A 23,375-nucleotide genomic window follows, 5' to 3' on the forward strand; every position below is an offset into this window, starting at 1 on the left:
CGCACCTTGGAAGTTCACCGAAGAATTACCGCACGGATCTATACCTTTAGGCCGCGCTCCCCCATCCTTTCCTCGGTGTGCCGCTGGGGCACGCAGTGACGCGAGAGGCGGGGCATGACTCCCATCAGCCGCAGGGGATTCGTCGGGATCGGGGCAGGTCTCATGGCGGGCGCCGCGCTCCCCCCGGGTACGGCATCGGCCACCGCCGCGGCCGCCACCGGCACGCTCACCGACGTCAAGCACGTCGTGATCCTCATGCAGGAGAACCGCAGCTTCGACCACTACTTCGGCAGGCTCCGCGGCGTCCGCGGCTTCGGCGACAGGGCCGCGGGCAACATCCCGGGCGGCTGGGGCACCTTCAACCAGCCCAACTGGGGTGGCCGTCAGTACCCGTGGAAGCTGAGCTCCACCCCGCCCGCCGGCGGCGTCGACGGCGAGACGCTGGCCCAGTGCAACGGCGACCTGCCGCACAGCTGGACCTCCCAGCACGCGGCGTGGAACAAGGGCCGCATGGACAACTGGGTGACCGGTGTCGGCAACACCCGCACCCTCGGCTATCTCGACCGCGGCGACATCCCCTTCCACTACGCCCTCGCCGACAACTACACGATCTGCGACGCGTACTTCTGCTCGGCGCTCAGCGCCACGGGCCCGAACCGCACCTTCCTGTGGAGCGGAAGGATCGACGCCTCCAGCAAGGACGGCGGGGACGAGTCCGGGCTCACCTGGGAGACCTACGCCGAGGCGCTCCAGCGCGCCGGGGTGAGCTGGAAGGTCTACCAGAACGCGCAGGACAACTACGGCGACAACGGTCTCGCGTACTTCAAGAGGTTCACCGACGCGCGCCCCGGCGACCCGCTGTACGACCGCGGCATGGGCTCGGTCCCCAAGGTCACCGGATCGACCCCGGACGACATCGCCGCCGCGATCCGCGCCGACGTCGTCGCCGGGACGCTCCCCCAGGTCTCCTGGGTCGTGGCCAACGAGGCGTTCTCCGAGCATCCGTACGCCCCGCCCGGCGACGGCGCGCACTTCGTGGACCTCGTCTACCGGGCGCTGGCCGCGAACCCCGAGGTGTTCGACGGGACGGTCCTCTTCCTCAACTACGACGAGAACGACGGCTTCTTCGACCACGTCCCGCCGCCGGTCGCACCGCCCGGGACCCCGGGCGAGTACCTCGACGGCGTCCCGATCGGGCTCGGGTTCCGGGTTCCCATGCTCGTCATGTCCCCGTGGACCCGCGGCGGTTGGGTCAGTTCCGAGGTCTTCGACCACACCTCCGTCCTGCGGTTCATGGAGACCTGGACGGCCGCCCTCGGCACTCCCGCCGCGTGCCCGAACATCAGCGCGTGGCGGCGCAGGGTCACCGGTGACCTCACCGGGGTCTTCGACTTCGCGCACCCCGTCTTCGGCGTTCCCTCGGGGCTCCCGTCCACCGCCGAGGTGATCGGACAGTCGACCTGTGCCCCGCTGCCCAACCCGGTCCCGCAGGACAACGCCCTGCCCGCCCAGGAGGCCGGCACCCGCCCGGCGCGCGCCCTGCCCTACCAGGTGAACGGCAACCTCGACCGGTTCGAGTTCGGTGCCGCCGGCAAGATCCTGGCCTGGTTCTCGATGACCAACCAGGGCGCCCAGGCGAAGCGCGCCGCGCACTTCACGATCCATCCGCACCAGCACCGGGACACGGCGGCCTGGCAGTACACCGTCGACGCGGGCACGACGTCGACGGACTACTTCAACATCGGGCTCGGGTCGGGATCCGGCAAGTACGACATCTCGATGATGGGCCCGAACCGCTTCCTGCGCCGGTTCATCGGCGACGCCTCGAAGCCGGGCAGGGCCGTCGAGGTCGCGGCGCGGTTCGCGACCGAACCGGGCACCGGCAGGACGGCGATCTACTTCACGATGACCAACGCCTCCGCCGGGCCGGTGACCTTCACGATCCGCTCGAATGCCTACCGCTCCGACGGGCCGTGGACGTACACGGTGGCCGCGAACTCCTCCCGGGAGGACTACTTCAACGCCGTGGCGTACCACAACGGCTGGTACGACTTCACGATCCTCGCCGACGTCGACGGGACCTGGTCGCGCCGCTACACGGGCCACATCGAGACCGGCGCGGCGAGCGTCACGGGCTGACACACAGCCACACTCTCCACCCAAAAGGGGCACAAGGGTCTTTATTAACCCTTGTGCCCCTTTTCTCAACTCACCTGAATTAGCCGTAATGACCGATTTGACACTCCTGGTGAGATGAATCACGCAAAGGGCCTTCAGCGATCTTCTCGCACCTTCCGTCCCCTTACCCCTCAAGGAAGTTCAGCGCGGCGGACGCGGCGCTGAACCCTCTCTCGAATTACCCACGGACAAGACGTCTTGTTTCTGTCGACATTTCTCGCCTACGGTCACCTCGACCCGGACGGATCGCCTAATCCTGCCACCGTCCGAAAAGACCGATCATTCACCCGAAGGCAGGAGCGGGGGACCCACTATTCGCCGGTCCGGATTCTCCGGAGCGGCTCGGGGTGAAGTCGCACGTGTGCGGCCGGGCATCTCCAGCCCGAACCCGACAGCTCACCCCGCAGGCGCCGGAGAGGAATGCATCATGCCCGCACACGGTAAGCACCGGCGCCCCAAGCGACGTCCCCTGACCCGCGGTATCGCCCTCGCGAGCACGGGCGGCGCCGCACTGGCCCTGCCCCTGGTCGCCACGGCCACGGCCCACGCGGCGCCCCAGGCGGCCCCCGCGGCCACCCCCGTCGAGAAGACCGTCTTCAGCGCCCCGGTAAAGATCGCGGAATCAATTCCGGCCGCCCAGAATTCTGCTGCCAAGACCTATAAGGTCGTCCCCGGCGACTCCCTTTCGGTGATCGCGCACGAGCAGGACGTCCAGGGTGGATGGAAGGCCCTGTACCGCGCGAACCGCAGCGCCGTGGGTGACAACCCGTCACTTATCCACCCCGGTCTCGAACTCACGCTCAGCGGGAATTCCGCCACCGCTCCGAAGCAGCCCAAGCAGTCGAAGTCCTCGGCCCGTTCGGACGCCGACCGGGCCGACCGCTCGCAGCAGCGGAGCGCCGCTCCCGCCAAGGCCGCCCCCGCGAAGCCCGCCGCCGCGGCTTCGGGGAAGGCCGCCGCCGCGGCCCCCAAGGCAGCCCCGGCGAAGGCCTACGCCGACAACCTCGACGGCTGGATCCGCGAGTCGCTGGACGTCATGGCGCGCTACGGCATCCCCGGCACGTACGAGGGCATCCACCGCAACATCATGCGCGAGTCCTCGGGCAACCCGCAGGCCATCAACCTCTGGGACTCCAACGCCGTCAAGGGCACCCCGTCCAAGGGTCTCCTCCAGGTCATCGAGCCGACCTTCCTCGCGTACCACGTGCCGGGCACGTCGATGGACCTCTTCGACCCGGTCGCCAACATCACCGCGGCCTGCAACTACGCCGCGGACCGCTACGGCTCCATCGACAACGTCAACGGGGCCTACTGACCGACCCTCGCAGCGCGTCGACGCCATGCCCCGGCCCCTCACGGGCCGGGGCTTCGGCGTTCCCGTCAACCGGTGTGGGGCATTCCGCACCCATGTCGCGTTCATGGCGGGCACCATGGGCGACTGATGATCCACGCCGGGGGGCGCGGATCCCGTCCCAGGGGGGAACGACGCATGAAGAGAACGCTTGCCGTGTCCGCGGCCGCGGCCGGTCTTGCCGGACTGCTCACCGCTGCCGGTCCGGCCGCGGCGCAGACGCCCGGCGCCGCCTCCGACAGCACGTCCGGGGCCGCGCGGTGCGCGTCCGGCCCGACCGTCCTGCCTTCGCTCCCGCCGGACACCCGTGCCGGCTTCTCCTCCGAGGGCGTGCACGATCTCGGCCCGCGGGGCCTGGCCGTGGGCGCGAGCGGCGGCCTGCCGGTGTACTGGAGGGGCGAGCGGCTCCACAAGGTGCCCCTGCCCGAGGGCTACGACGAGGGCGTGGTGCGGGCCGTCAACCGGCACGGACTGATGGCCGGATGGGTGAGCCGCCGCTCCGACGGTTCGACCGCCCTGTTCAGCTTCCGTCCCGGAGCCGAGTCGGTGCGGCTGTTCGCCCAGGGGGTGGCGCGGGGCTCGGTCGACGTGGATGTCGACGACGCCGGGCGGATCGCGGCCGTCGACAGCGACGGCGCGCCGAAGGTGTGGCGGGGAGGGACGGTCACGCGGGTCCTCGCGCTGCCGCCGGACGCGGGGCCCGGCACGGTCGTGACCCGGATCACCGGTGTCAACGCGCGCGGCGACGTGATCGGCGCGGCCGAGCGGTCGGACGACGGCCCCGACGGATTCACCTGGAGCTCCTTCCCGATCCTGTGGCCGGCGGACGGCGGCCCGGCCCGGGCGCTGCCGGTCGAGCGCGCGGAGTACCTGGTCCACAACACCGCCGAGGGCATCGACGACGCGGGGCGCGTGGTCGGATCGGTGTCGGTCAGCGACCGGTTCGACCCGACGAGCGAGCCCTGGTCGTGGACGCCGCCGTACCAGGACCACGGCTCCTCGCCCGGCGTCCTCGCCGGGCAGCAGGAGGGCGAGTTCGACGCGATCAGCCCGACGACCGGCGTCGCGGTCGGCACAGCGACGTCCCACGAGGAGGGCGCCCCCCTGCTGCCCTACCAGGCGCAGCTGTGGCCGGGCCACGGCCCGGTCCTCGCGCTGCCGTCGCTCGCGGGGGACCGCGACGCGTCGGCCCGCGCCGTGGCCGACGACGACCGGGCCGGCGGTGTCGCCGTGGACGCGTCCGGGCTCGCCCGTCCGGTGATCTGGCACTGCGCCGGCCGACAGGCGTACCTGCCCCAGGGCTCGTAGCGGAACCGGCGGTGTGACGGGCGCGGACCGGTCCCACCGGTCCGCGCCCCGACCGGTCAGACGTCGAGCCGGGCCGGGTCCGGGGCGGGCGTCGTGGCGGACGTGGTCCGGGTGCGGCGCACGGAGACCCGGAGCGTCACGGCGGCCGCGACCCCCGCGACCAGGCCCCAGGTCAGCGCCGCCGGGACACCGACGCCGAGGACCCCGGACAGGTGCAGGAGCCCCCAGCGCAGTCCGGAGCCGTCCGTCGAGATCCGCAGCAGCTGGCTCGCCAGCAGCGCCAGGACGGTCGCGCAGACGGCGCCCACGGCCATCGCCGGGACGGTGGCCCGGGTCAGCAGGGCGGGCAGCCGGCGCAGCGCGCACCAGACGACGGCGAGCAGGAGCACGTCGGCGGCCCGGTAGAGGATCCAGTCACCGAACCCGCCGGTCGCGGGGGTGTCCCAGGCACCGAGCAGCAGCCACGTGCGCAGCAGGTCGCCGGGCTCGGCGAACAGCCCGCCGTCCGGCGAGAACGTCTGGATGGCGGCGGCGACCGGCTGGTACGAGAGGACCACGAGGGACACCGCGATCATCGCCGTCCCGACGGAGGCCGACAGGCGGGCGGCCCGTGCCGGCACCACCTCCTGCGGCAGCGGACCCGCGCCCTTCGCGGTGATCCGCGCGACGACGACGGTCGCCACCGCCGCGACCAGCGCGGTCCCCACGAGGACCTGCCGCCCGGCGCCGATCATGCTCGCCAGCTGGGGCAGGAGACGGTAGCTGCCGTGCCCGTACGCGGCGATCAGCCAGGGTGCGGAGACCGTCACGGCCAGCATCCCGGCCACCAGTCCCCAGGCCCACACGGCCGCCAGCGCGGCGGTCAGCCTGCCCCGCACCGGGGGCAGCCTGCGGACGAGGAGCACGGCCCCGGGAACGAAGAAGGCGAACACCGCGAAGAACCGGATCTGCATCGCGGTGGCGTACAGGCCGAGGTAGCGACCGGCGTCGGCCGCGGCCGTGTCCGCGATCCCGCCGGACTCGGCCGCGTACCGCAACGAGGCCGGAGGATCGTACGACCAGGCGATCAGCCAGCCCTCCAGCTCGGAGGCGGCCCGGCCTCCGAGGACGTCGGTCGAGCCCGGTAGGCGCAGTGCCTGCGCACTGGCACCCGCCCACCACAGCAACGCCGTGAGCAGCAGCCCTCCCACCAGTGCCGGTATCGCCGCGCGCCAATACGTCATGCCGTCCCCCGTCCCGCTCGGACCCCGTCAATCCCCTTGCCGGGGTGGAGATTACGGGTTGTCGATCACGGACGCGTCAGCGGCCCCGGCACGGTCGTCGGTCGCCGTCGTGCCGGAGGCGAGCGACGGGGCCCTCCTCCGGCACGTCGCGCGCTCAGCCGAAGAGCTCGCCGAGCGTCTCGGGGTCGATCGCTATGGGGGCCGGGCGGTACGCGGGAGGCCGGCCGCCCATCAGCTCGCGCACGAGGAAGTCCCAGCAACGGGTGCGGACATGGGCCAGGCAGTCGATGAACGTGTGGTCGGCACCGGGCACGATGTGCAGCTCGAAGTCCTTGCCGGCGGCCAGCAGGCGGTCGGCGAGGCGCAGCGTCTGGTCCGGGTGGACCTGGTCGTCCATCTCGCCGTGGATGAGCAGGAGTCTGCCCGCCAGCCGGTCCGCGAGATCCAGGTTGGAGGTGCGGCCCCATGCCTCGGGATCGTCCGCGCCGTCGTAGGTCTCCACGAAGCCCGGGTTGAAGTGGGGCGCGTCGTGCGAGCCGGAGAGGGCGACTCCGACCTTGTACACCTCGGGGAGGTCCAGCATCGCCCGGGCCGCGGCGAACCCGCCTCCGGAGTGGCCGAGCACTCCCGTCCGGTCCGTGTCCATCCAGGGCCGGGTGTCGGCCAGTTGGCGCAGCGCGGCGGCGTGGTCGGCCAGGCAGCCCGCGTCGGCCAGGCGACCGTGGGAGGCGTCGTGGAAGGACTTGCTCCGGCCAGGGGTGCCCCGGCCGTCCAGCGCCACCACGACGAAGCCCAGCGCCGCGAGGGGTTCCGCGTCGAGGCCCATGCCGCCGGGGTCGAAGCTCGGGGACACCCGGGTGACCTGCGGTCCGGGGTAGACGTGGTCCACCACCGGGTAGCGCTTCGCCGGGTCGAAGCCCCGCGGCCGGTACAGCACGCCGTAGATGTCCGTCACCCCGTCGGCCGCCTTGACGCGGAACCGCTCCGGCGGGGTCCAGCCGACGGCGACGAGCTTGTCGATGTCGGCCCGCTCCAGCTCGACGAGGACCCGCCCGGACCAGTCACGCACGCTGGTCACCGGCGCGGTGTCGACGGTGGACGCGGAGTCGATGAAGAGGTCGGGGTCGTCCCCGAGGGTGACGACGTGGTCCCGGTCGTCGTCCGTGACCTTGGCGAAGCCGGAGCCGTCCAGGCCGACGCGGCACACGGTGCGCCGGTACGGGTCCTCGTCCACCAGGCCGGTGGCGATGAAGTACACCACCCGCTCGGCCTCGTCGACGCGCAGGATCCGCTGGACCGCCCACTGCCCGGAGGTGACCTGCCCGAGCAGCGCTCCGGTGCGCAGGTCGTACCGGTACAGGTGGCCCCAGCCGTCCCGCTGCGAGTACCACAGGACGTCGTCGGCACCGACCCGCACGATCGGCGGCTCGTACACCGACTGGTGGGGCTCCACCCGGGTGGGCCCGGTCTCGCTGAGCACGGTGGTGACCTCACCGGTCACCGGGTCGAGGCGGTACAGGCTGAGCGTACGCAGGTCGCGGGGCCTGCCGAGGTAGTAGACCGCGGAGCCGTCCGGGGCCCACCAGGCCCACCGGGCCGTGATCGGGGACATCACCGGCATGAGCAGCGGGTCGGCCTTCGCGCGGACCACGGTGCCCTCGGCGACGTCCAGCACGACCAGCTCGGCCTGCGGAAGGTGCTCGTCCCCGGGGTAGGCGAATCGCTGGGTGTGCAGGCGGGGCGCGCCGCCGTCCGCGGGCCTGGACTCCACGAGATGGGTCTGCCGGACCCGGCGCTCGTCGGTCCGGTGCGCGAGGACCTTCGTCGAGTCGGGCGACCAGGCCACCGCGGGCGGCAGGTGCGGCAGCCCGATCTTGCGCAGCAGGGTGCCGTTGCCCGTGCTCTCCGGGCCGTAGCCGTAACCGTGTCGGGGCGCGCCGTCGGTGGTCAGCGCCCACTCGCGCCCGTCGGACAGCGAGCGCGCCCACAGGTCGTGCCCGCGCCGGGACACCGCGACCTTCCCGTCGGGCGAGGGCACGTCGAGGGGGTTGCCGGGCGGCGTGACATCCGCCCGCTCGCAGACGTAACCGTCCCGTGCGCAGCGCCAGTAGTGGCCGAGCGCGAAGAACTCCACGGCGGTCGCGGACAGTTCGATGGCCGCGAACGGCAGTGCCTCGGGGTCCACCGGCTGTCCGGAGGCGTTGGCGAGAGCGGCGGCGAGCAGGGTGTGGTCGAAGGCCGGTTCGCGCGTGCCCGCCGCGGGGTCCACCAGCACGAACCGTCTGCCGGACCCGTTGCTCACCGCGTACCAGAAGCGGGCGCCTCCGTCGATCCACCGCGGCCTGACCTTGTCGCCGACGACGAGTTCGCCGGGGTTGGCGGGGCGGCGGAGAAGCCGCTCGGCGGCCTGGTAGTCCTCAGTGGTGCTCATACGTCTCTTCCGTCCTTGGCTGTCGATCGACGTGACCTTCGTCGGTCCGTGTCGTCGTGACACGTCGCGCGTCGTTTCCAATGCCGGAAAGCTACGTTGCATTCACGAGACTGGCAACACCAAGATTGCACCTAGTCCACATCATTGCAGGTAGAAGCAGGCGAATCATTGCAACGACCCTGACACCTAACGCAACACATCAGGCTCGGTTCGTTGCAACGAGGTGGGGATGAACGCTATGGCCGTTCAGAAGTGGTCCGCGAACCAGCCGGCCGCGAGTTCCCCGACGCGTTCCAGCGTGCCCGGTTCCTCGAAGAGATGCGTGGCGCCCGGGACGACGACGAGTTCGTTCTCACAGCGCAGTCGCCGTTGCGCCTGTTCGTTCAGTTCCACGACGAGGGGGTCGTGGCCGCCCACGATGAGGAGGGTGGGGGCGCGTACATCGGCGAGGCGTGGCCCGGCCAGGTCGGGGCGGCCGCCGCGCGAGACCACGGCGGCCACCGTGGCGGCGGGGTCCGCCGCGGCCCAGAGGGCGGCCGCCGCGCCCGTGCTGGCGCCGAAGTAGCCCGTGCGCAGCCCGCCGACGCCCGGCCGCCCGCCGAGCCACGCCGTCGCCCGGGCCAGGCGGTCCGCCAGGAGTTCGGTGTCGAACACGTTGGTCCGGTCGGCCGCCTCCTCCTCGGTCAGCAGGTCGAAGAGGAGCGTGCCGAGGCCGGCCCTGTTCAGCTCCTCCGCGACGGCCCGGTTGCGCGGACTGTGCCGGCTGCTGCCGCTGCCGTGGGCGAACAGGACGACCCCCGCGGCGCCCTGGGGCACCACCAGATGTCCGGCCAGTCGCAACTCCCCCGCCTCGATGCTCACTTCCGCGTCCTGGGCGCCCTGACCGCGCGCGGCGCGGTTGCGTGCCAGGCAGGCCAGGACCTCCTCGTCCGCCGTCTGTGAGAAGTCCTCGTAGAACTGGCCGATGGCGTAGAAGAACTCGGGCTCGTGCACGCTGGCCGTCTCGTCCGCCTCTCCTCCCATCCGGGCCGGCCAGCCGGCCGGCGCGACCGGCACCGCGAGAACGATCCGCGCGGCTCCCCGCGCGCGGACGACCCGGCACGCGGCCAGCGCCGTCGCGCCCGTCGCCAGACCGTCGTCCACGACCACGGCCGTACGGCCGTCGAGGCGGGCCGGTGGTGTCGGCCCGCGGTAGCGCTCGGCCCGCCGGCGCAGCAGCGCCCGTTCCCGCTCCTCGACCGCGGCGATGTCACGGCCGGACACTCCGGTCTCGGCCAGCACGTTGTCGTTGAGCACCCGCACGTCGCCCTCCCCGATGGCGCCCATCGCCAGCTCCGGCTGGAAGGGCACCCCCAACTTGCGTACGAGACAGACGTCGAGAGGCGCCCCGAGGGCGTCGGCGACCTGTTCGGCGACCGGCACGCCGCCGCGCGGAAGTCCCAGGACCACGACGTCGTGGCCCTTGAGGTGGTCCAGACGGGCGGCGAGCTGCCGTCCGGCGTCCGTACGATCGGTGAAGTACATGTCCCGCTCGTCTCCCTGGTTCGGAGCGTGCGCGCGGCTCGGTGCCGTGTCCCGTCAGGCGGGGCGGGCGACGAGGGTTCCGTCCTCGTCGAGGTCGACCTGCGCGCCGTAGGGCCGGCTCGTCCGGCCGAGTACGTCGTGGAGCCACCGCGCATCCCGGCCGGGGGCGTGCTCCAGCCTCATGCGCCGGGCCCTCAGGGGAATGATCCGCACCTCCTGGAGTCCGCCGTCTCCGGGCCTCACCGAGGCGATGGGGAGCAGCCGCAGGTCGTCGCGGTACTGCTCGTAGCCCGTGATGCCCTCGTAGTCGTTGATCAGGTCGCCGCAGCCGTGGAGGACGAGTCTGCCCCGGTACACCTCCACGGGCCTGGGGTGGTGCGAGGAGTGCCCGTGCACGATGTCGGCGCCGCTGTCGATCAGGGCATGCGCGAAGTCGACGTCGGCGCGGGAGAGGGCGTACCCCCAGTTGGAGCCCCAGTGGACCGACACCACGACGATGTCGCCCGGCCGCTTGGTCTCCCGTATCCGGGTGGTGAGGCGGGCGGCGGTGGCGTCGTTCGGCGCGGCGGCGAAGTGGACTCCCCCGAGCTCGTCCGTGGCGGCCCAGTGGCGTGGGATGCCACTGGAGGCCATGCCCAGGGCGTGTACGACGACCCGTCCGCCGCCGGGAAGGGCGACGGCCACCGGCCGGCCCGCCTCCTCGGCGTCGTGCCCCGCGCCCACCGCGCGCAGCCCGCTCTCGCCCAGGGCCCCGAGGGTGTCGTCGAGGCCGGACCGGCCGTAGTCCAGGACGTGGTTGTTGGCCAGCACGCAGACGTCGGGGCGGACGGCCGTCAGACTGGGCAGGTTCTCCGGGTGCATCCGGTAGTGGACCGCCTTGCCGGGCGCGAACGCGCCGTGGGTGGTGACGGCGGTCTCCAGGTTGGTGACGCGGACGTCGGGCGCGGCGTCGTCGAGGGCGCCGAGCGCGACGCCCCACGGGTAGCCGAAGTCGACGCGGTGCGGGATCGGGCCGTTGACCGCCTCCGCGAGCGCCACATAGGACCGTGCATCATGCATATATCGCTCGTGGAGTGCCGGATCGCCCGGATGGGGAAGGATCTGGTCGACCCCGCGGCCGAGCATCACGTCGCCGCAGAGGAAGAGTCCGACCAGGTCACCGCCCATACACCCAGGGTAGACGGGGTGGGGTGGGACGGTCGGGCTCAGGAGCCGCCCAGCAGCACGACCTCCAGGGTGCGCGGGCCGTGCACCCCCTCGACCCGGTCGAGTTCGATGTCGCTGGTCGCCGAGGGGCCGGAGATCCAGGTGAGCGGACGGGTGGGGTCGAGGCGTTCGAGGGCCTGGGGGACGGAGGAGACGACCTGGTCGGGGACGCGTACGACGCAGATGTGGTGGTCCGGCACGAGGGTGATGCGGCGACGGCCCTGGTCGGGACCGCCGTCCAGGACGATCGTGCCCGTCTCCGCGATCGCCACGGCGCAGCCCGTGACCACGCTCTCCACCCGGTCGAGCTCGTGCGGGGTGCTCGCCGCCCGGTCGTGGACCCGGGTGGGATCCGCGGCGGACATCCACTCGGGCGGCAGCCCGGGGGGCACCAAGACGTACCGAGGCCCCCGCGCCGCGAGCAGCCGCATGATCAGGTACGGGAGCTCCTCCGCGTCCGTGCGGTGCACGACCGCACGGTAGTCGGCGAGGTTCTCCGCCAGCAGGTCGACCGTTTGCTCCGTGCTCCTCGCACCGTGCTCGCGCAGGTATCCGCGGTCGACGCCCTCCCCGCCCGCCCGCTCGTACGCGCCGCGCTCCTCGCGCGGACCGAGCGCGCGCCGGATCCGCCCCAGGACGACGTCCCTGCCGCTCATCGGCCGTTCTCCTTCGCTTCGGTGCCCCGCGTGCGCTGCCACCAGTCCCGGAACGACTCGGCCGGCACCGTCGGCAGGTCCCTCGTCGCCGTCCAGGCACGGCCGGGACCCGGCACGGTACGCGGATGGAAGCGGCGGGTGCGCGCAGCCAGGCGCTGGCCCGTGGCGAGCGCCGCCGGGTGGCGGAACACCCACTGCGCGGCGCGCAGGGCGGCGCGCTCGGCCGCATGCCCCTTGGCGGGTCTGAGGGTGACCCGGTTGCCTGCGCGGGTCGCCTGCCCGCCCTGGGCGACGCGTTCGCGGAGGTGGACGAGGACCTCGGGGATGTCGATGGCGACGGGGCAGACCTCGTAGCAGGCGCCGCAGAGGGTCGAGGCGTACGGGAGCGAGGCGTCGATCTCGCTTCCGGTGCCGCGCAGTTGAGGGCTGAGGATCGCACCGATCGGACCGGGATAGACGGAGCCGTAGGCGTGTCCCCCGGCCCTCTCGTAGACGGGGCACACGTTCAGACAGGCCGAGCAGCGGATGCAGCGCAGGGCCTGACGGCCGATGTCGTCGGCCAGGGTGTCGGTGCGGCCGTTGTCGACGAGGACCAGATGGAAGGTCCGGGGGCCGTCGCCGTCGGTGGTACCGGTCCACATCGACGTGTAGGGGTTCATCCGCTCCGCCGTCGAGGAACGGGGCAGGGTCTGCAGGAACACCTCCAGATCCCGCCAGGTCGGCACCACCTTCTCGATGCCGACCACGGAGATCAGCGTCTCGGGCAGGGTCAGGCACATGCGGCCGTTGCCCTCCGACTCGACGACGACGAGCGTGCCGGTCTCGGCGACCATGAAGTTGGCACCCGAGATCCCGACCTTCGCGCGCAGGAACTTCTCCCGCAGATGCAGACGGGCCGCCTCCGCCAGCTCGGCCGGGGTGTCCGTCAGCCCCTCCGGAGCCGGCCGGCCCCAACGGCTCATCTCCCGGGCGAAGATGTCCCGGATCTCGCCCCGGTTGCGATGGATCGCGGGCACCAGGATGTGCGAGGGCCGGTCGTCGCCGAGCTGCACGATGAGTTCCGCCAGGTCGGTCTCGTAGGCGGCGATGCCCTCGGCCTCCAGCGCCTCGTTGAGTCCGATCTCCTGCGTGGCCATCGACTTGACCTTGACGATCTCGCTCTCCCCCGTCGCCCGTACGAGCTCCACGACGATCCGGTTCGCCTCGGCGGCATCGGCCGCCCAGTGCACCGTCCCACCCGCGGCCGTGACCGCCGACTCCAGCTGGATCAGATGGTCGTCGAGATGACGCAGCGTGTGATCCTTGATCTGCTTCCCGGCCTCCCGCAGCTCCGCCCAGTCGTCGAGTTCCGCGACCGCCCTGCTCCGCCGGTCCCGGATCGTGTGGGTGGCATGCCGCAGGTTCGCCCGCAGAGTCGTGTCGCGCACGGCCTCGTGCGCGGCCTTCGGGAAGGACGGCATCCCCACGAACGTCCCGCTCATACCGCCGGCTCCGTTTCCGTACTCGCCAGGATCTCCGCGATGTGCACCGGCCTCATCCCCACCTCGAGCCGGGCCATGGTCCCCCCGATGTGCATCAGACAGGAGTTGTCGGCGGCGCAGAGCACCTCCGCGCCGGTCGCCACGGCACTGCGCACCTTGTCGGCGCCCATCGCCGCCGAGACGTCGGGGTTCTTCACCGCGAACGTCCCGCCGAAGCCGCAGCACTCCTCCGCCCCCGGCAACTCGACCAGCTCCAGCCCCTTCACCGCGCGCAGCAACCGCGACGGCCGGTCGCCCAGACCGAGGGAGCGCAGGCCGTGACAGGTCGGGTGATACGTCACCGTACGCGGGTAGAACGCGCCCACGTCCGTCACGCCGAGCACGTCCACCAGGAATTCGGTCAGCTCGTAGGTCTTCGGCACCACCGGAGCCACCGCGGCCGCCAGCGAACCGCCCCGCCCCTCCGCCCGGGCCCGCTCGCCCATCCGCGGGTACATCTCCCGCACCATCGCACCGCACGAGCCGGAGGGCGTCACCACGGCGTCGTAGCCGTCGAAGACCTCCGCGAAGCGCCGGGCGAGCGGCTCCGCCTCGCGACGGTACCCCGTGTTCAGATGCGCCTGGCCGCAACACGTCTGGCCCAGGGGGAAGTCCACGTCGACGCCGAGCCGTGTCAGGAGCCTCACCACCGCCCGCCCTGTGTCGGGGTACAGCGTGTCGTTCACACAGGTCAGGAACAGGGCGACACGCATCGGGCTCCTTCGTCACGGTCGGGCGGCCTGCTCACAGCTTCATATCGCACCCGGGGGCGGGCACGGAACCGCCGCTCAGGACGTGGACGGCGGTTTCGCGGCCGGGGCCGGCGGGATCGAAACCCGCCGGGCCCGATCCACTCCGCGCCGGACCGCGCCGCGCCGGGACCGGGCCGCGCCGGACCGGGCGGCACGATCACGTCAGCCGACCGGACGGTCCTAGAAGTTGCCGTAGTTGACCTGCCAGGTCGGCAGGCCCATGTGGCGCCAGAGGGCGACCACGCGGTCACGGTCGTCGAGCGAGACCCGTACCGCGTAGCGGTGGCGCACGTGCGCGTCGAAGAGTTCGGCCTTCACGATGTCGTCGCCGCGTCCGTCGTCCGAGGCCCTCATCCACAGCTCGTCGTACGGGACTTCGTGCCGCGCGAGCCATGCCTCGGTCATCGGCCGGTGGTCCTCGCTGCGGCCGGAGACCAGGACGATCGTGTCGTTCTCGGCGCGGCGGAAGGCACGCAGGGCCTGCCGCACCGAGACGTTGATCAGATCGAGGTCGCAGCGCGAGAAGTCGTACGGGCCCCGGTCGCCCCGCAGCGCGAGCGTTCCGTCGATGTCGCACATCACCGCGGACGGCAGCGCCGGGTCGGGGACGTAGGGCGCGGCCGACGGCCGCCTGCCCAGCCACTCGGCGGTCAGCCGCCAGCCGCCGCGGGTGGCCTTGGCGTGCTTGTCGGCGAGGATGCGGATGATCTCCTCGCCGACGGACCGCTCGCGGGCCGCGTCGCGTCGGACGCACTCGTCCACGGGCACGTCGGTGAAGTCGTGGACGACGAAGCCGGCGTCGAGGCCGGTCACGGCGGCCATGAGCCGCTTGGGGATGTGCGGGGTCAGATGCGTGTTGTCGACGACCACGTCGAAGCCGCCCTCGACGGCCGAGCGGACCGCGGCGTCCTGGATGGCGAGGACCGTCCGCTCGTGCGCGTGCGAACGACCGCGCTCCGGCGCCGGGATGTCGAGCATCGTGCGCAGGTCGTCGAGGTTGACGCGGCGCATCCGGCCCTCGGACTCCGACTGCAGCCGTCGGGCGGCCGTGGTCTTCCCCGAGGCGGGGAGTCCCGTCATGACGTGGACTACGGGCACGGTCAGTTCTCCTCGTCGGTGGTGAAGGGGTCGGCCGCCTCCGGCCTGACGGAGCGCCAGACGACCAGGTCGGTCGGTCGTCCGTCGAGGCGCAGGAACAGCGCGGAGCGGATCTCGGGGGCGACCGGCAGTGCCTTGACGGCCCGGGCGAAGGCACCCCGGTCCGCCGACAGATGGGCGACCTGCCCGTACGCCTCGTCGATGGCCCGCTCGCGGGCCGCCGCCTCGTCCTCGAGCCGGGCGATGACCCCGCGCACCCAGGTGTCGAACTCGTCCGGCACCTGTTCCAGCAGCGCGTCGAGCGGTCGCCCGCCGTCGGCCCTGATCCCGCCGAGTTCGGCGACCGAGCATCCCAGGCCCGACGCCAGCCGCTTGACGGACATTCCGGCGAAGCGCTGGATGCCGTGGCTGCGCCAGATATCGCGCTCGGTGACACCGGTCAGGACCTTGTGGAGCCGTACGTACTCGCTCAGCTTCGCCTTCGCCCGCACGCCCGAGGCGTACCGCAGGACGAAGCCTTCGGCGTCGGTGCCGGTGGCGGCGTCGCCCCCGGGCAGGGTGTTCGACTCGGTGAGCGCGACGAGTTCGGTGAGGGTCATCGCGGGCCAGGTCCTGACGACCGTTCCGATCTCCGTCCACGCGGTCGCGGCCTCGGCCAGGGGCACCTCGGTGCCGTCCGGGTGGAAGGCGGCGAGCAGCACGAGGTCCCGGCGGTCGCCGTAGTCCACGACGATGCGGTTCTGCGGGTAGAGGATCTCGGCGAGGTAGGTGACTCCGGGCGTGAGCGCGGCGGTGTCCCGGGCGTCGAGCCGGCGCTGTGCCCAGGTCGCCTGGGCGCTGATGAAGGAGCCCTTGGAGGCCACCTGCCATCGGTCCGCGTAGTGGAAGATCACCGCGAGGCTGCCGTCGACCTTGTCGTAGACGTCGAAGGGCTCGTCGGGCAGCGCGGGCGCGTAGGGCTGACCGGTCTCGTGCTCACCGACGTTGAAGAACTTGGGCAGGGGCAGCGCGACGATCTCGCCGGTGGTGTCGTCGGCGACAAGGCCGCGGCAGCGCGTGGTCACCCGGTTCCAGATCCGCTCGTACTGGCAGGCGCGGGTGTACGTGTAGATCGAGAGCGGCAGCTCGGGGTGTGCCTTGCGGGTGACGTGCCCGGCGTCGATGGCCGCGGTCAGCTCCTGCGGCGGAAGCAGCTCCTGGAGAGTCAGGTGTGCCTGGCTCATGGGTTCCTCCTGGTCGGTGATGACCCATTCTCACCTGCGAAGAACCCGGTCGGACAGTGCTTTTCCCGGTGGTGCGGGAGGAGGAGCGCCCGGCCGCCGGGCGCTCCTCCTGTTCGGCTCGTACGAGCGGTCGCGATCAGCCGGGGAAGGGGACGTTGTCCTCGTCCGAGATCGGGTTGTTCATCACGCGCGTGGTGTGGCAGTACGAGACGGCGCCGTTGCTCACGCTGACCTTGCAGACCTCGAAGTAGGCGTAGCTGATCCAGCCGCCGGGAGCCGCGTAGGTGGTCCACGAGGCGGTGTCCTGGCCGGACGGGATGGTCCGCATCCGCCAGGTGATCTTGCCGTTGGCACCGTTGGTGATCAGCCGCGCGCCGACCGCGTAGCCGTCGGTCCGCTGGTCCCGGAGCGTGATCTTGACGGGGTCCAGCTTGTTCGCGCGCCAGCCGATCTCGAAGCTGCCGGAGAAGGAGAAGTCGCCGGCCGTCACGGAGTCGCCCGTGGTCGGGACGGCGGCCGCGGCGGGCGTGGCGGCGAGCGGCACGATCAGAGCGGCCACGGCCGTCGCGCAGGCGCCGGCCAGAGTGTGCTTGAGACGCACGAATCCCCCAAAAAGTGGAGCAGAGTTGGTCGTAGATGATCACTTTAGCCGCATGTGAGGGGTCAACCGATCGGTTGACCCCTCCGTCCACCGGACGGTTCCCCACGGAGATCCACCGGGTCGACCGGCGCGGGGCGGCGCCGGACGCACGATGGTGAGGAGAGCGGACCGCCCGCCTCCGCCGTCCGCCGGGAAGGGGCGACGTCCGTGCTGCCGACAGCCGTGAGAAGGAGAACCTCCATGGATCCGAACGACCGGCTGCTGCTCGCGGCCGCCCACCGAGGGGACGCCGCCGGGGTCGCCGCCGCGCTCGGTGCCGGAGCGGACGTCGAGTGCCGTGACGCGGAGCGTCGCACCCCCTTGCTGCTGGCCGCGCGCGCCGACGGGGTGGACGTCGCCGCCCTGCTGGTCGAGGCGGGCGCCGATCCGGACGCGCCCGACAGCCGCGCGGACACGCCGTGGCTGGTCACCGGAGTGACCGGCAGCGTGTCGATGATGCGCGTACTGCTCCGCGCGAACCCCGACCTGACGGTCACCAACCGCTTCGGCGGCACCTCGCTCATCCCCGCCGCGGAGTGCGGCCACGTCGCCTATGTCCGGGCCGTCCTGCGCGAGACCGACATGGACGTCGACCACGTCAACCGGCTCGGCTGGACCGCGCTCCTGGAGGCGGTCATCCTCGGCGACGGCGGCCGTCGGCACGAGGAGATCGTCGAACTGCTGATCACCGCGGGCGCGGACCCCCTGCTCGCGGACCACGACGGTACGACTCCGCTCGCACACGCGCGACGGCGCGGCTTCGCCGGCATCACCGGGCTGCTCGAAGCCGCGTCGGCGCGCGCCGGACGGAAGGCCGCCCGATGAGCCCCCTGCGGCGGGGACGCGCGGCACGCGTCCTCGTACCCGCCGCCGCGGTCGCGGCCCTGCTCGCCGGCTGCGCGCCGAGCCAGGGCGCCGACGTCCCGGCCCGCGGCTCCTCGGCCACCGCCCCGTCCCCGTCCACGCCCCCCGGGGCGGCGCCCACGCCCACGCCCGACGGCACCCTCCTCGTCGCCGACTTCGGCTCCGACACCGTCACCTTCGTCGACCCGGAGCGCGGCGCGCTCGGCTCGGTCGAGGTGGGGACCGCGCCGTACGGCCTGGTCGTCGGCGCGGACGGGCGCGCCTGGGTGGCCACCGCGGAAGGCGTCGCCGTCGTCGACACCCGTACCCGCGAACGGCTCGCCCTCGTCCCGTACGAGACCGACACCGGACCCGTCACCACCGGTGAGTACCGGGGCGGCGGCATGGGCATCGCCCTCTCCCCCGACGGCAGGCGGGTCTACGTCGGCGTCAACGTCCCCGGCGGGAACGGCACTCTGGAAGTCATCGACACCGCGAGCCGCGAGGTCACCGACACCGTCTCCGTCGGACGGCGGCCCTTCGACGTCGATGTCTCGCGGGACGGTTCCGAGGTGTACGCGACGAACCACGACTCGTTCGACGTGACGGTCGTCCGGGCGGACACCCTCGCCCCACGCCGCGTCGAGGTGGCCCCGTACGGCACCGAAGGCGGTCTCGGCTCCTGGCTCAAGCCGCACTACACCGCCGTCCGGCCCTCCGACGGCAGGCTGCTGCTCCCCTTCGAGGGCGAGCGGCTCGCGGTCGTCGATCCACGGACCGGACGCACCGAGATCGAGCCGATGACCGCCGACACCCACCAGCACGGTGCCACGATCACCCCCGACGGAACCCTCCTCGTCGTCGGCACGGGCCCCATCGACCCCGACGAGGACGAGGGCCCCTCACTCACCGTCCGCGCGCCCGACGGCACCGAGACGGTCCATCCGCTCCAGGGGCCGCACGAGGACGTCACCGTGTCGGAAGACGGCCGCACCGCGTACGTCACGGGCGGCTTCACCCGGGACGGGTACTGGAACGGCATCTCGGTGGTCGATCTGGCGACCGGCGACACCCGGCGCCTGGCCGTCGGCGAGCGCCCGCTCGGCATCGCGGTCCTGCGGACGGAGGGGCCGACCACCAGCCCCTGACCACCGAGAATGCTCCCGGTGCGGGAACTGGTTCCGTCCCGGCCACGTCCTCACCCCGGGAGGCATTCCATGGCAGCGATCAGAAGGACGCGGGGGCTGGTCACCGCGGCGGTGCTGGCGGTCGTCGCCGCGCTGCTGCTCTTCGCCTCCGCCGTGCCCCGCCTGCCGGGGAACGTGATGAGCCTGGTGGAGACCTTTCTGCCGTGGCTGGGCCTGGCCGTGCCGGCCGGACTGGTCGTGGCCGCCGTCCGCCGCTCGGTCGTCGCGGCGGCGGCGTCCCTGGCGGTCGCCGCCGTCTGGCTGGCCGTGTTCCGGACGGCTCTGCCGCCGGCCCCCGAGCCCGGCGCCCGGGACGCCGGGGACATGACCGTGGTCCAGCACAACGTGAGCGACGAGAACACCAGCCCGTCCCGCGTCGCGAGGATCCTCCTCGGCGCGGACCCCGACGTCGTCGCGCTCGAGGAGCTGACGGAGTCGACCCTCCCCGCGTACCGGATCGCCCTCGGCCGGACGCATCCGCATCACGCCACGGTGGGCACCGTCGGGCTGTGGTCCACATACCCGCTGACGGACGTCGCCCGGGTCGACATCCGACCGCGCGCGGTCGGCGACGGCTGGGACCGGGGGCTCCGCGCCGTCGTGAACGGCCCGCGCGGGAAGGTGGCGACGTACGTGGCCCACCTGCCGTCCGTCAGACTCCGGGCCTCCGAGGGGTACGCCACGGCCTGGCGCGACGAGAGCGCGAGGCGCCTCGGCGTCGCCCTCTCCTCGGAGCGGGCCGCCGCGGTGCTGGTCCTCGGCGACCTCAACGGCACCGCCGCGGACCGGGGGCTCGGTCCGGTCATGGACCAGGTGCGCGGCAGCCGGGGCGAGTTCGCCTTCAGCTGGCCCGCCGACGTGCCCCTCGCGCGGATCGACCACGTGCTGGCCCGGGGCGGCGAGGTCACCACGACCTGGACGCTCCCCGCCACCGGCAGCGACCACCTGCCGGTGGCGGCGCGGGTGCGGTTCTGACGCGGGGCGTGCGCCGACCGGGCGGGAGACGGCGAGGGCGGCGCCCGCCCGTCATCCGGTCGGGCGGGGGGCGTCGTGGCCGACGGAGGTGTCGCGCCGTCATCGGTGCGGGCCATGCGGGTGATCGGACGGCCGACCGCGTGACCGTTGGCGCGGCATTCGATCGTTCCGCCCGACGAGGCGAGACAGTGGACGGGATCTTCGGCCGGACCGACCCGGGGCCCCCTCGACGTCGGCGGCCGGGTGTCGCGCCGCCCGACCACCCACTCGTCCGCAAGGGGACGCATCGATGACCGACACCGACACGTCCTACCGTGATCTCCGCGCGCTGGTGATCAACTGCACGCTCAAGCGGTCGCCGGAGCGCAGCCACACTCAGGGGCTGATCGACATCAGCACCGGCATCATGGAGCGCCAGGGCGTCCAGGTCGAGGTACTCAGGGCAGTGGACCTCGACATCGCGACAGGTGTCTGGCCGGACATGACGGAGCACGGGTGGGAGACGGACCAGTGGCCGGTCATCTACTCGCAGGTGATGGCCGCCGACATCCTGACCCTGGCGGGGCCTGTGTGGCTGGGAGACAACTCCTCGGTCATGAAGAAGGTGATCGAGCGTCTGTACGCCTGCTCGTCGATCCTCAACGAGCGTGGCCAGTACGCGTACTACGGTCGCGTGGGCGGCTGTCTGATCACCGGTAACGAGGACGGCGCCAAGCACTGCGCGATGAACGTCCTCTACAGCCTCCAGCACCTCGGATACGTGATCCCGCCGCAGGCCGACGCGGGCTGGGTCGGCCCGGCCGGCCCGGGGCCGTCCTACCTCGACCCCGGTTCGGGCGGCCCGGAGAACGACTTCACGAACCGCAACACGACCTTCATGACCTGGAACCAGCTCCACCTGGCGAGGCTGCTCAAGGACACCGGCGGCATCCCCGCCCACGGAAACCAGCGCTCCGAGTGGGACGCCGGCTGCCGGTTCGACTTCGAGAACCCCGAGCACCGTTGAGCTCGGGCGGGACCATCGGAGGTCCGGTGGGACACAGGTTCGCCGGGTGAGCGCTGCGGGATGATCACCTCATGAGTGAGATCGTCTTGATGTCGGATCCCAAGGTCGCCGCGATACCCGTTGCGGAGTGCGGTGAGCCTCTCGTAGATGTCCGCCGTATCGGCTCCTTGCTGGTCGATACACGCAAGCAGGACCCTGCCGATGCCTTCGCGTACCTGCGGGAAGGTGTGCTGGAGCGGCTGCTCACGGCTCAGGCAACGCTCCCGCGGGGCCTACGACTGCTGTTCGTCGAGGGGTACCGGCCTCCCTCACTGCAACGGGAGTACTTCGAGGAGTACGCGAGCCGGCTGCGGGCCGCTCAGCCCGAATGGTCCGACGAGCGAATCCACTCGGCGGCAAGCCGCTATGTCTCACCGCCCGACATCGCTCCGCACAGTGCCGGCGCGGCCGTCGATCTCACCCTGGCCGACGCCGATGGGCGCGAGTTGGACCTGGGCACACGGATGAACGCGGACCCGGAAGAGAGCGCGGGCGCCTGCTACACCCACGCCGCCGACATCAGCGAGGAAGCCCATGCCAACCGTCGGTTGCTGGGCGCCGCGCTCACCGCCGCGGGCCTGGTGAACTACCCCACGGAGTGGTGGCACTGGTCCTTCGGTGACCGCTACTGGGCTCTGGTCACCGGTAAGTCCACCGCGTGCTACGGCCCGAAGGAGCTTGGCCCGGCTCTGTCGGACTGACCCACCACGCGGCCACAGCGGGGGCGTCCACCCCGGCGGACGCCCTTCTCGCCGCGGCCTGCGCACCCTGGCCACTCTCGTCCGCACGGGGAGGTTGGTGTCGGGAACCTGCCAGAAGATGATGCCCGTTCCTGCTGGACTGGAGATCACACCCGCCATGTGATGCCCACCTCAGGACGGGATTCGATGTCCACAGCAACCGCCCCTTCCGTCACATCTCCCTCGTCGCCGGACCGCTCGCCCCTCGTCTCCTGGCTGGCCGTCATGTCCGTCATGCTGGGGATCTTCTCCATCGTCACGACCGAGATTCTTCCGATCGGCCTGCTCACGTCGATCGGATCGAGTTTCACCGTTTCGGACGGAATGGCCGGCCTCATGATGACCATGCCGGGGTTCCTCGCCGCGGTCTCGGCCCCTGTGGTCACGGTGGCCACACGGGGCGTCGACCGGCGGGTCATGCTGGGCGTGTTCATCCTTCTGCTGTCGCTGGCCAACTTCCTCGCCGCCGCCGCGTCGAGCTACTGGCTGGTCCTGATCTCCCGCGTCATGGTGGGCGTCACCATCGGCGGCTTCTGGTCCATCGGGGCGGGTCTGGCCGGTCAGCTGGTTCCCGCGAAGTCCGTGGGCCGCGCGACCGCGGTGATCTTCTCCGCCGTGCCGCTCGGCTCCGTACTCGGAGTACCGCTGGGCACGTTCATCGGCGACATCGCGGGCTGGCGGACGGCGTTCCTCGCCATGGGCGGCTTCACGCTGGCCGTCCTCGTGGTGCTCCTCGTGGTCGTTCCGCCCCTCCCCTCCGACCGGGCGACGCGCCTCGATGTCCTCGGCGGCACGCTCCGAAGCGTCAACGCCCGCTTCGCCCTGGTCATGACCTTCCTCGTCGTGCTCGCCCACTTCGGCACGTACACCTATGTCGCTCCCTTCCTGGAGCAGGTGACCCACGTCGGTTCGGGTCCCATCACGATCTACCTGCTCGTCTACGGTGCGGCCGGTATCGCCGGCAACTTCCTCGGCGGCTCCACGGTGGGTCGCCATCCGCGGTCCACCTTCGCCGCAGCGGCGGCCCTGATCGCGGCCGCGACCCTGCTCCTGCCCGTCCTGGGACAGTCGGAGGCCGGCGCGGTGGCACTGCTGGTCGTCTGGGGCGTCGCCTACGGTGCCGTCCCGGTCTGCTCCCAGACGTGGTTCTCCCAGGCCGCCCCCGACCGCCCCGAGGCGTCCTCTGTCCTCTTCACCGCCTCCTTCCAGGCAACCCTCTCCGTCGGAGCCCTGATGGGAGGGGCCGTCCTCGACCGTTCCTCGCCCTCGACCGTGATGGTGCTGGGCGGACTGACGGCCGTCCTGACGGTCCTCGTGGCCTGGGCCCACTGGGCGGGGAGGTTCACGTGGCCGAAGCCCTCCTAGCTCACCGTGACCGGGGCCGAACCCCGTAGGGACCGAGGACAGGGGGTGAGCCGCCGCCCGCGGGGCGCTGCCGCTGCGGACGCCCCTTCAGGAGTCCGCGCACGGCGTCG

19 protein-coding genes and 1 riboswitch are annotated in these 23,375 nt (G+C 72.0%); of the genes, 9 read left to right on the top strand and 10 right to left on the bottom strand.

Translation table 11 applies throughout. The features are described from left to right. The first annotated feature begins 114 nt into the window (after positions 1-114). From AB0D99_RS02685 to AB0D99_RS02695, 3 genes are all read left to right on the top strand, one after another. The gene (locus tag AB0D99_RS02685; protein WP_362356104.1) at positions 115-2,139 is read left to right on the top strand and encodes a phosphocholine-specific phospholipase C; all 2,025 of its coding nucleotides are present in this window, start codon (positions 115-117) and stop codon (positions 2,137-2,139) included. A gap of 302 nt (positions 2,140-2,441) precedes the next feature. Then, a riboswitch (cyclic di-AMP (ydaO/yuaA leader) is annotated at positions 2,442-2,601 on the top strand. Between the two features lie 4 nt (positions 2,602-2,605). Next, positions 2,606-3,493 carry a LysM peptidoglycan-binding domain-containing protein gene (locus AB0D99_RS02690; protein WP_362356106.1) on the top strand — a complete coding sequence of 296 codons (888 nt, stop codon included), beginning with the start codon at positions 2,606-2,608 and terminating at the stop codon, positions 3,491-3,493. A 174-nt stretch (positions 3,494-3,667) separates the two neighbouring features. After that, positions 3,668-4,837: a hypothetical protein gene (locus AB0D99_RS02695; protein ID WP_362356107.1), complete on the top strand. Its 1,170-nt coding sequence runs from the start codon at positions 3,668-3,670 to the stop codon at positions 4,835-4,837. 56 nt (positions 4,838-4,893) lie between these two features. Here the strand turns inward: AB0D99_RS02695 and AB0D99_RS02700 are convergent, their stop codons facing one another. The 10 genes from AB0D99_RS02700 to AB0D99_RS02745 form a co-directional block, all read right to left on the bottom strand. Beyond that, positions 4,894-6,060 (bottom strand): hypothetical protein, encoded by a 1,167-nt coding sequence (locus tag AB0D99_RS02700; RefSeq protein ID WP_362356109.1) that lies wholly within the window; start codon positions 6,058-6,060, stop codon positions 4,894-4,896. 154 nt (positions 6,061-6,214) lie between these two features. Next, complete coding sequence (locus AB0D99_RS02705; RefSeq protein WP_362356111.1) at positions 6,215-8,491, bottom strand: DPP IV N-terminal domain-containing protein; 2,277 nt, start codon at positions 8,489-8,491, stop codon at positions 6,215-6,217. A gap of 246 nt (positions 8,492-8,737) precedes the next feature. Beyond that, on the bottom strand, positions 8,738-10,015 hold the full coding sequence (locus AB0D99_RS02710) for a phosphoribosyltransferase family protein (protein ID WP_362356113.1): 1,278 nt from the start codon (positions 10,013-10,015) through the stop codon (positions 8,738-8,740). A 54-nt stretch (positions 10,016-10,069) separates the two neighbouring features. Next, complete coding sequence (locus AB0D99_RS02715; RefSeq protein ID WP_362356115.1) at positions 10,070-11,182, bottom strand: CapA family protein; 1,113 nt, start codon at positions 11,180-11,182, stop codon at positions 10,070-10,072. A 38-nt stretch (positions 11,183-11,220) separates the two neighbouring features. Further along, a complete protein-coding gene (locus tag AB0D99_RS02720) occupies positions 11,221-11,877 on the bottom strand; it encodes an LUD domain-containing protein (RefSeq protein ID WP_362356117.1) in 657 nt (218 codons plus the stop codon). Beyond that, positions 11,874-13,358, bottom strand: a complete 1,485-nt coding sequence (locus tag AB0D99_RS02725; protein ID WP_362356119.1) for a lactate utilization protein B — start codon at positions 13,356-13,358, stop codon at positions 11,874-11,876. The genes AB0D99_RS02720 and AB0D99_RS02725 overlap by 4 nt, the downstream gene beginning before the upstream one ends. After that, entirely contained in the window at positions 13,355-14,110 is a 756-nt protein-coding gene (locus AB0D99_RS02730) for a (Fe-S)-binding protein (RefSeq protein ID WP_362356121.1), read from the bottom strand. The genes AB0D99_RS02725 and AB0D99_RS02730 overlap by 4 nt, the downstream gene beginning before the upstream one ends. A 219-nt stretch (positions 14,111-14,329) precedes the next feature. Beyond that, complete coding sequence (locus AB0D99_RS02735; protein ID WP_362356123.1) at positions 14,330-15,247, bottom strand: AAA family ATPase; 918 nt, start codon at positions 15,245-15,247, stop codon at positions 14,330-14,332. 2 nt (positions 15,248-15,249) lie between these two features. Further along, positions 15,250-16,470, bottom strand: coding sequence for an RNA ligase (locus AB0D99_RS02740; RefSeq protein WP_362356125.1), 1,221 nt, complete (start codon positions 16,468-16,470; stop codon positions 15,250-15,252). A 136-nt stretch (positions 16,471-16,606) separates the two neighbouring features. Next, positions 16,607-17,071, bottom strand: a complete 465-nt coding sequence (locus AB0D99_RS02745; protein WP_362356127.1) for a hypothetical protein — start codon at positions 17,069-17,071, stop codon at positions 16,607-16,609. Positions 17,072-17,311: 240 nt separating this feature from the next. Here AB0D99_RS02745 and AB0D99_RS02750 point away from each other — a divergent pair, with 240 nt between their 5' ends. The 6 genes from AB0D99_RS02750 (at position 17,312) to AB0D99_RS02775 (ending at position 23,265) form a co-directional block, all read left to right on the top strand. Beyond that, a complete protein-coding gene (locus AB0D99_RS02750) occupies positions 17,312-17,935 on the top strand; it encodes an ankyrin repeat domain-containing protein (RefSeq protein WP_362356129.1) in 624 nt (207 codons plus the stop codon). Continuing rightward, positions 17,932-19,101 (top strand): YncE family protein, encoded by a 1,170-nt coding sequence (locus AB0D99_RS02755; protein WP_362356131.1) that lies wholly within the window; start codon positions 17,932-17,934, stop codon positions 19,099-19,101. Before AB0D99_RS02750 ends, AB0D99_RS02755 begins: the two co-directional genes overlap by 4 nt. 69 nt (positions 19,102-19,170) lie before the next feature. Beyond that, a complete protein-coding gene (locus AB0D99_RS02760) occupies positions 19,171-20,115 on the top strand; it encodes an endonuclease/exonuclease/phosphatase family protein (protein ID WP_362356133.1) in 945 nt (314 codons plus the stop codon). A gap of 289 nt (positions 20,116-20,404) precedes the next feature. Continuing rightward, on the top strand, positions 20,405-21,121 hold the full coding sequence (locus AB0D99_RS02765) for a flavodoxin family protein (protein WP_362356135.1): 717 nt from the start codon (positions 20,405-20,407) through the stop codon (positions 21,119-21,121). 71 nt (positions 21,122-21,192) lie between these two features. Then, complete coding sequence (locus AB0D99_RS02770) at positions 21,193-21,861, top strand: M15 family metallopeptidase (RefSeq protein ID WP_362356137.1); 669 nt, start codon at positions 21,193-21,195, stop codon at positions 21,859-21,861. Between the two features lie 186 nt (positions 21,862-22,047). Further along, positions 22,048-23,265 carry an MFS transporter gene (locus AB0D99_RS02775; RefSeq protein ID WP_362356139.1) on the top strand — a complete coding sequence of 406 codons (1,218 nt, stop codon included), beginning with the start codon at positions 22,048-22,050 and terminating at the stop codon, positions 23,263-23,265. Positions 23,266-23,375 lie beyond the last annotated feature (110 nt).

Origin of the sequence: Streptomyces sp. NPDC047971, assembly GCF_040653355.1 — a bacterium.
Classification (GTDB): domain Bacteria; phylum Actinomycetota; class Actinomycetes; order Streptomycetales; family Streptomycetaceae; genus Streptomyces.

What these genes read in the sequence shown, in the direction of transcription:
- AB0D99_RS02765 (WP_362356135.1), top strand. Translation starts at nt 20,405, where the DNA reads ATGACCGACACCGACACGTCCTACCGTGATCTCCGCGCGCTGGTGATC.
- AB0D99_RS02730 (WP_362356121.1), bottom strand. Translation starts at nt 14,110, where the DNA reads ATGCGTGTCGCCCTGTTCCTGACCTGTGTGAACGACACGCTGTACCCC.
- AB0D99_RS02760 (WP_362356133.1), top strand. Translation starts at nt 19,171, where the DNA reads ATGGCAGCGATCAGAAGGACGCGGGGGCTGGTCACCGCGGCGGTGCTG.
- AB0D99_RS02710 (WP_362356113.1), bottom strand. Translation starts at nt 10,015, where the DNA reads ATGTACTTCACCGATCGTACGGACGCCGGACGGCAGCTCGCCGCCCGT.
- AB0D99_RS02705 (WP_362356111.1), bottom strand. Translation starts at nt 8,491, where the DNA reads ATGAGCACCACTGAGGACTACCAGGCCGCCGAGCGGCTTCTCCGCCGC.
- AB0D99_RS02740 (WP_362356125.1), bottom strand. Translation starts at nt 16,470, where the DNA reads ATGAGCCAGGCACACCTGACTCTCCAGGAGCTGCTTCCGCCGCAGGAG.
- AB0D99_RS02750 (WP_362356129.1), top strand. Translation starts at nt 17,312, where the DNA reads ATGGATCCGAACGACCGGCTGCTGCTCGCGGCCGCCCACCGAGGGGAC.
- AB0D99_RS02685 (WP_362356104.1), top strand. Translation starts at nt 115, where the DNA reads ATGACTCCCATCAGCCGCAGGGGATTCGTCGGGATCGGGGCAGGTCTC.
- AB0D99_RS02725 (WP_362356119.1), bottom strand. Translation starts at nt 13,358, where the DNA reads ATGAGCGGGACGTTCGTGGGGATGCCGTCCTTCCCGAAGGCCGCGCAC.
- AB0D99_RS02755 (WP_362356131.1), top strand. Translation starts at nt 17,932, where the DNA reads ATGAGCCCCCTGCGGCGGGGACGCGCGGCACGCGTCCTCGTACCCGCC.
- AB0D99_RS02695 (WP_362356107.1), top strand. Translation starts at nt 3,668, where the DNA reads ATGAAGAGAACGCTTGCCGTGTCCGCGGCCGCGGCCGGTCTTGCCGGA.
- AB0D99_RS02720 (WP_362356117.1), bottom strand. Translation starts at nt 11,877, where the DNA reads ATGAGCGGCAGGGACGTCGTCCTGGGGCGGATCCGGCGCGCGCTCGGT.
- AB0D99_RS02770 (WP_362356137.1), top strand. Translation starts at nt 21,193, where the DNA reads ATGAGTGAGATCGTCTTGATGTCGGATCCCAAGGTCGCCGCGATACCC.
- AB0D99_RS02700 (WP_362356109.1), bottom strand. Translation starts at nt 6,060, where the DNA reads ATGACGTATTGGCGCGCGGCGATACCGGCACTGGTGGGAGGGCTGCTG.
- AB0D99_RS02690 (WP_362356106.1), top strand. Translation starts at nt 2,606, where the DNA reads ATGCCCGCACACGGTAAGCACCGGCGCCCCAAGCGACGTCCCCTGACC.
- AB0D99_RS02775 (WP_362356139.1), top strand. Translation starts at nt 22,048, where the DNA reads ATGTCCACAGCAACCGCCCCTTCCGTCACATCTCCCTCGTCGCCGGAC.
- AB0D99_RS02715 (WP_362356115.1), bottom strand. Translation starts at nt 11,182, where the DNA reads ATGGGCGGTGACCTGGTCGGACTCTTCCTCTGCGGCGACGTGATGCTC.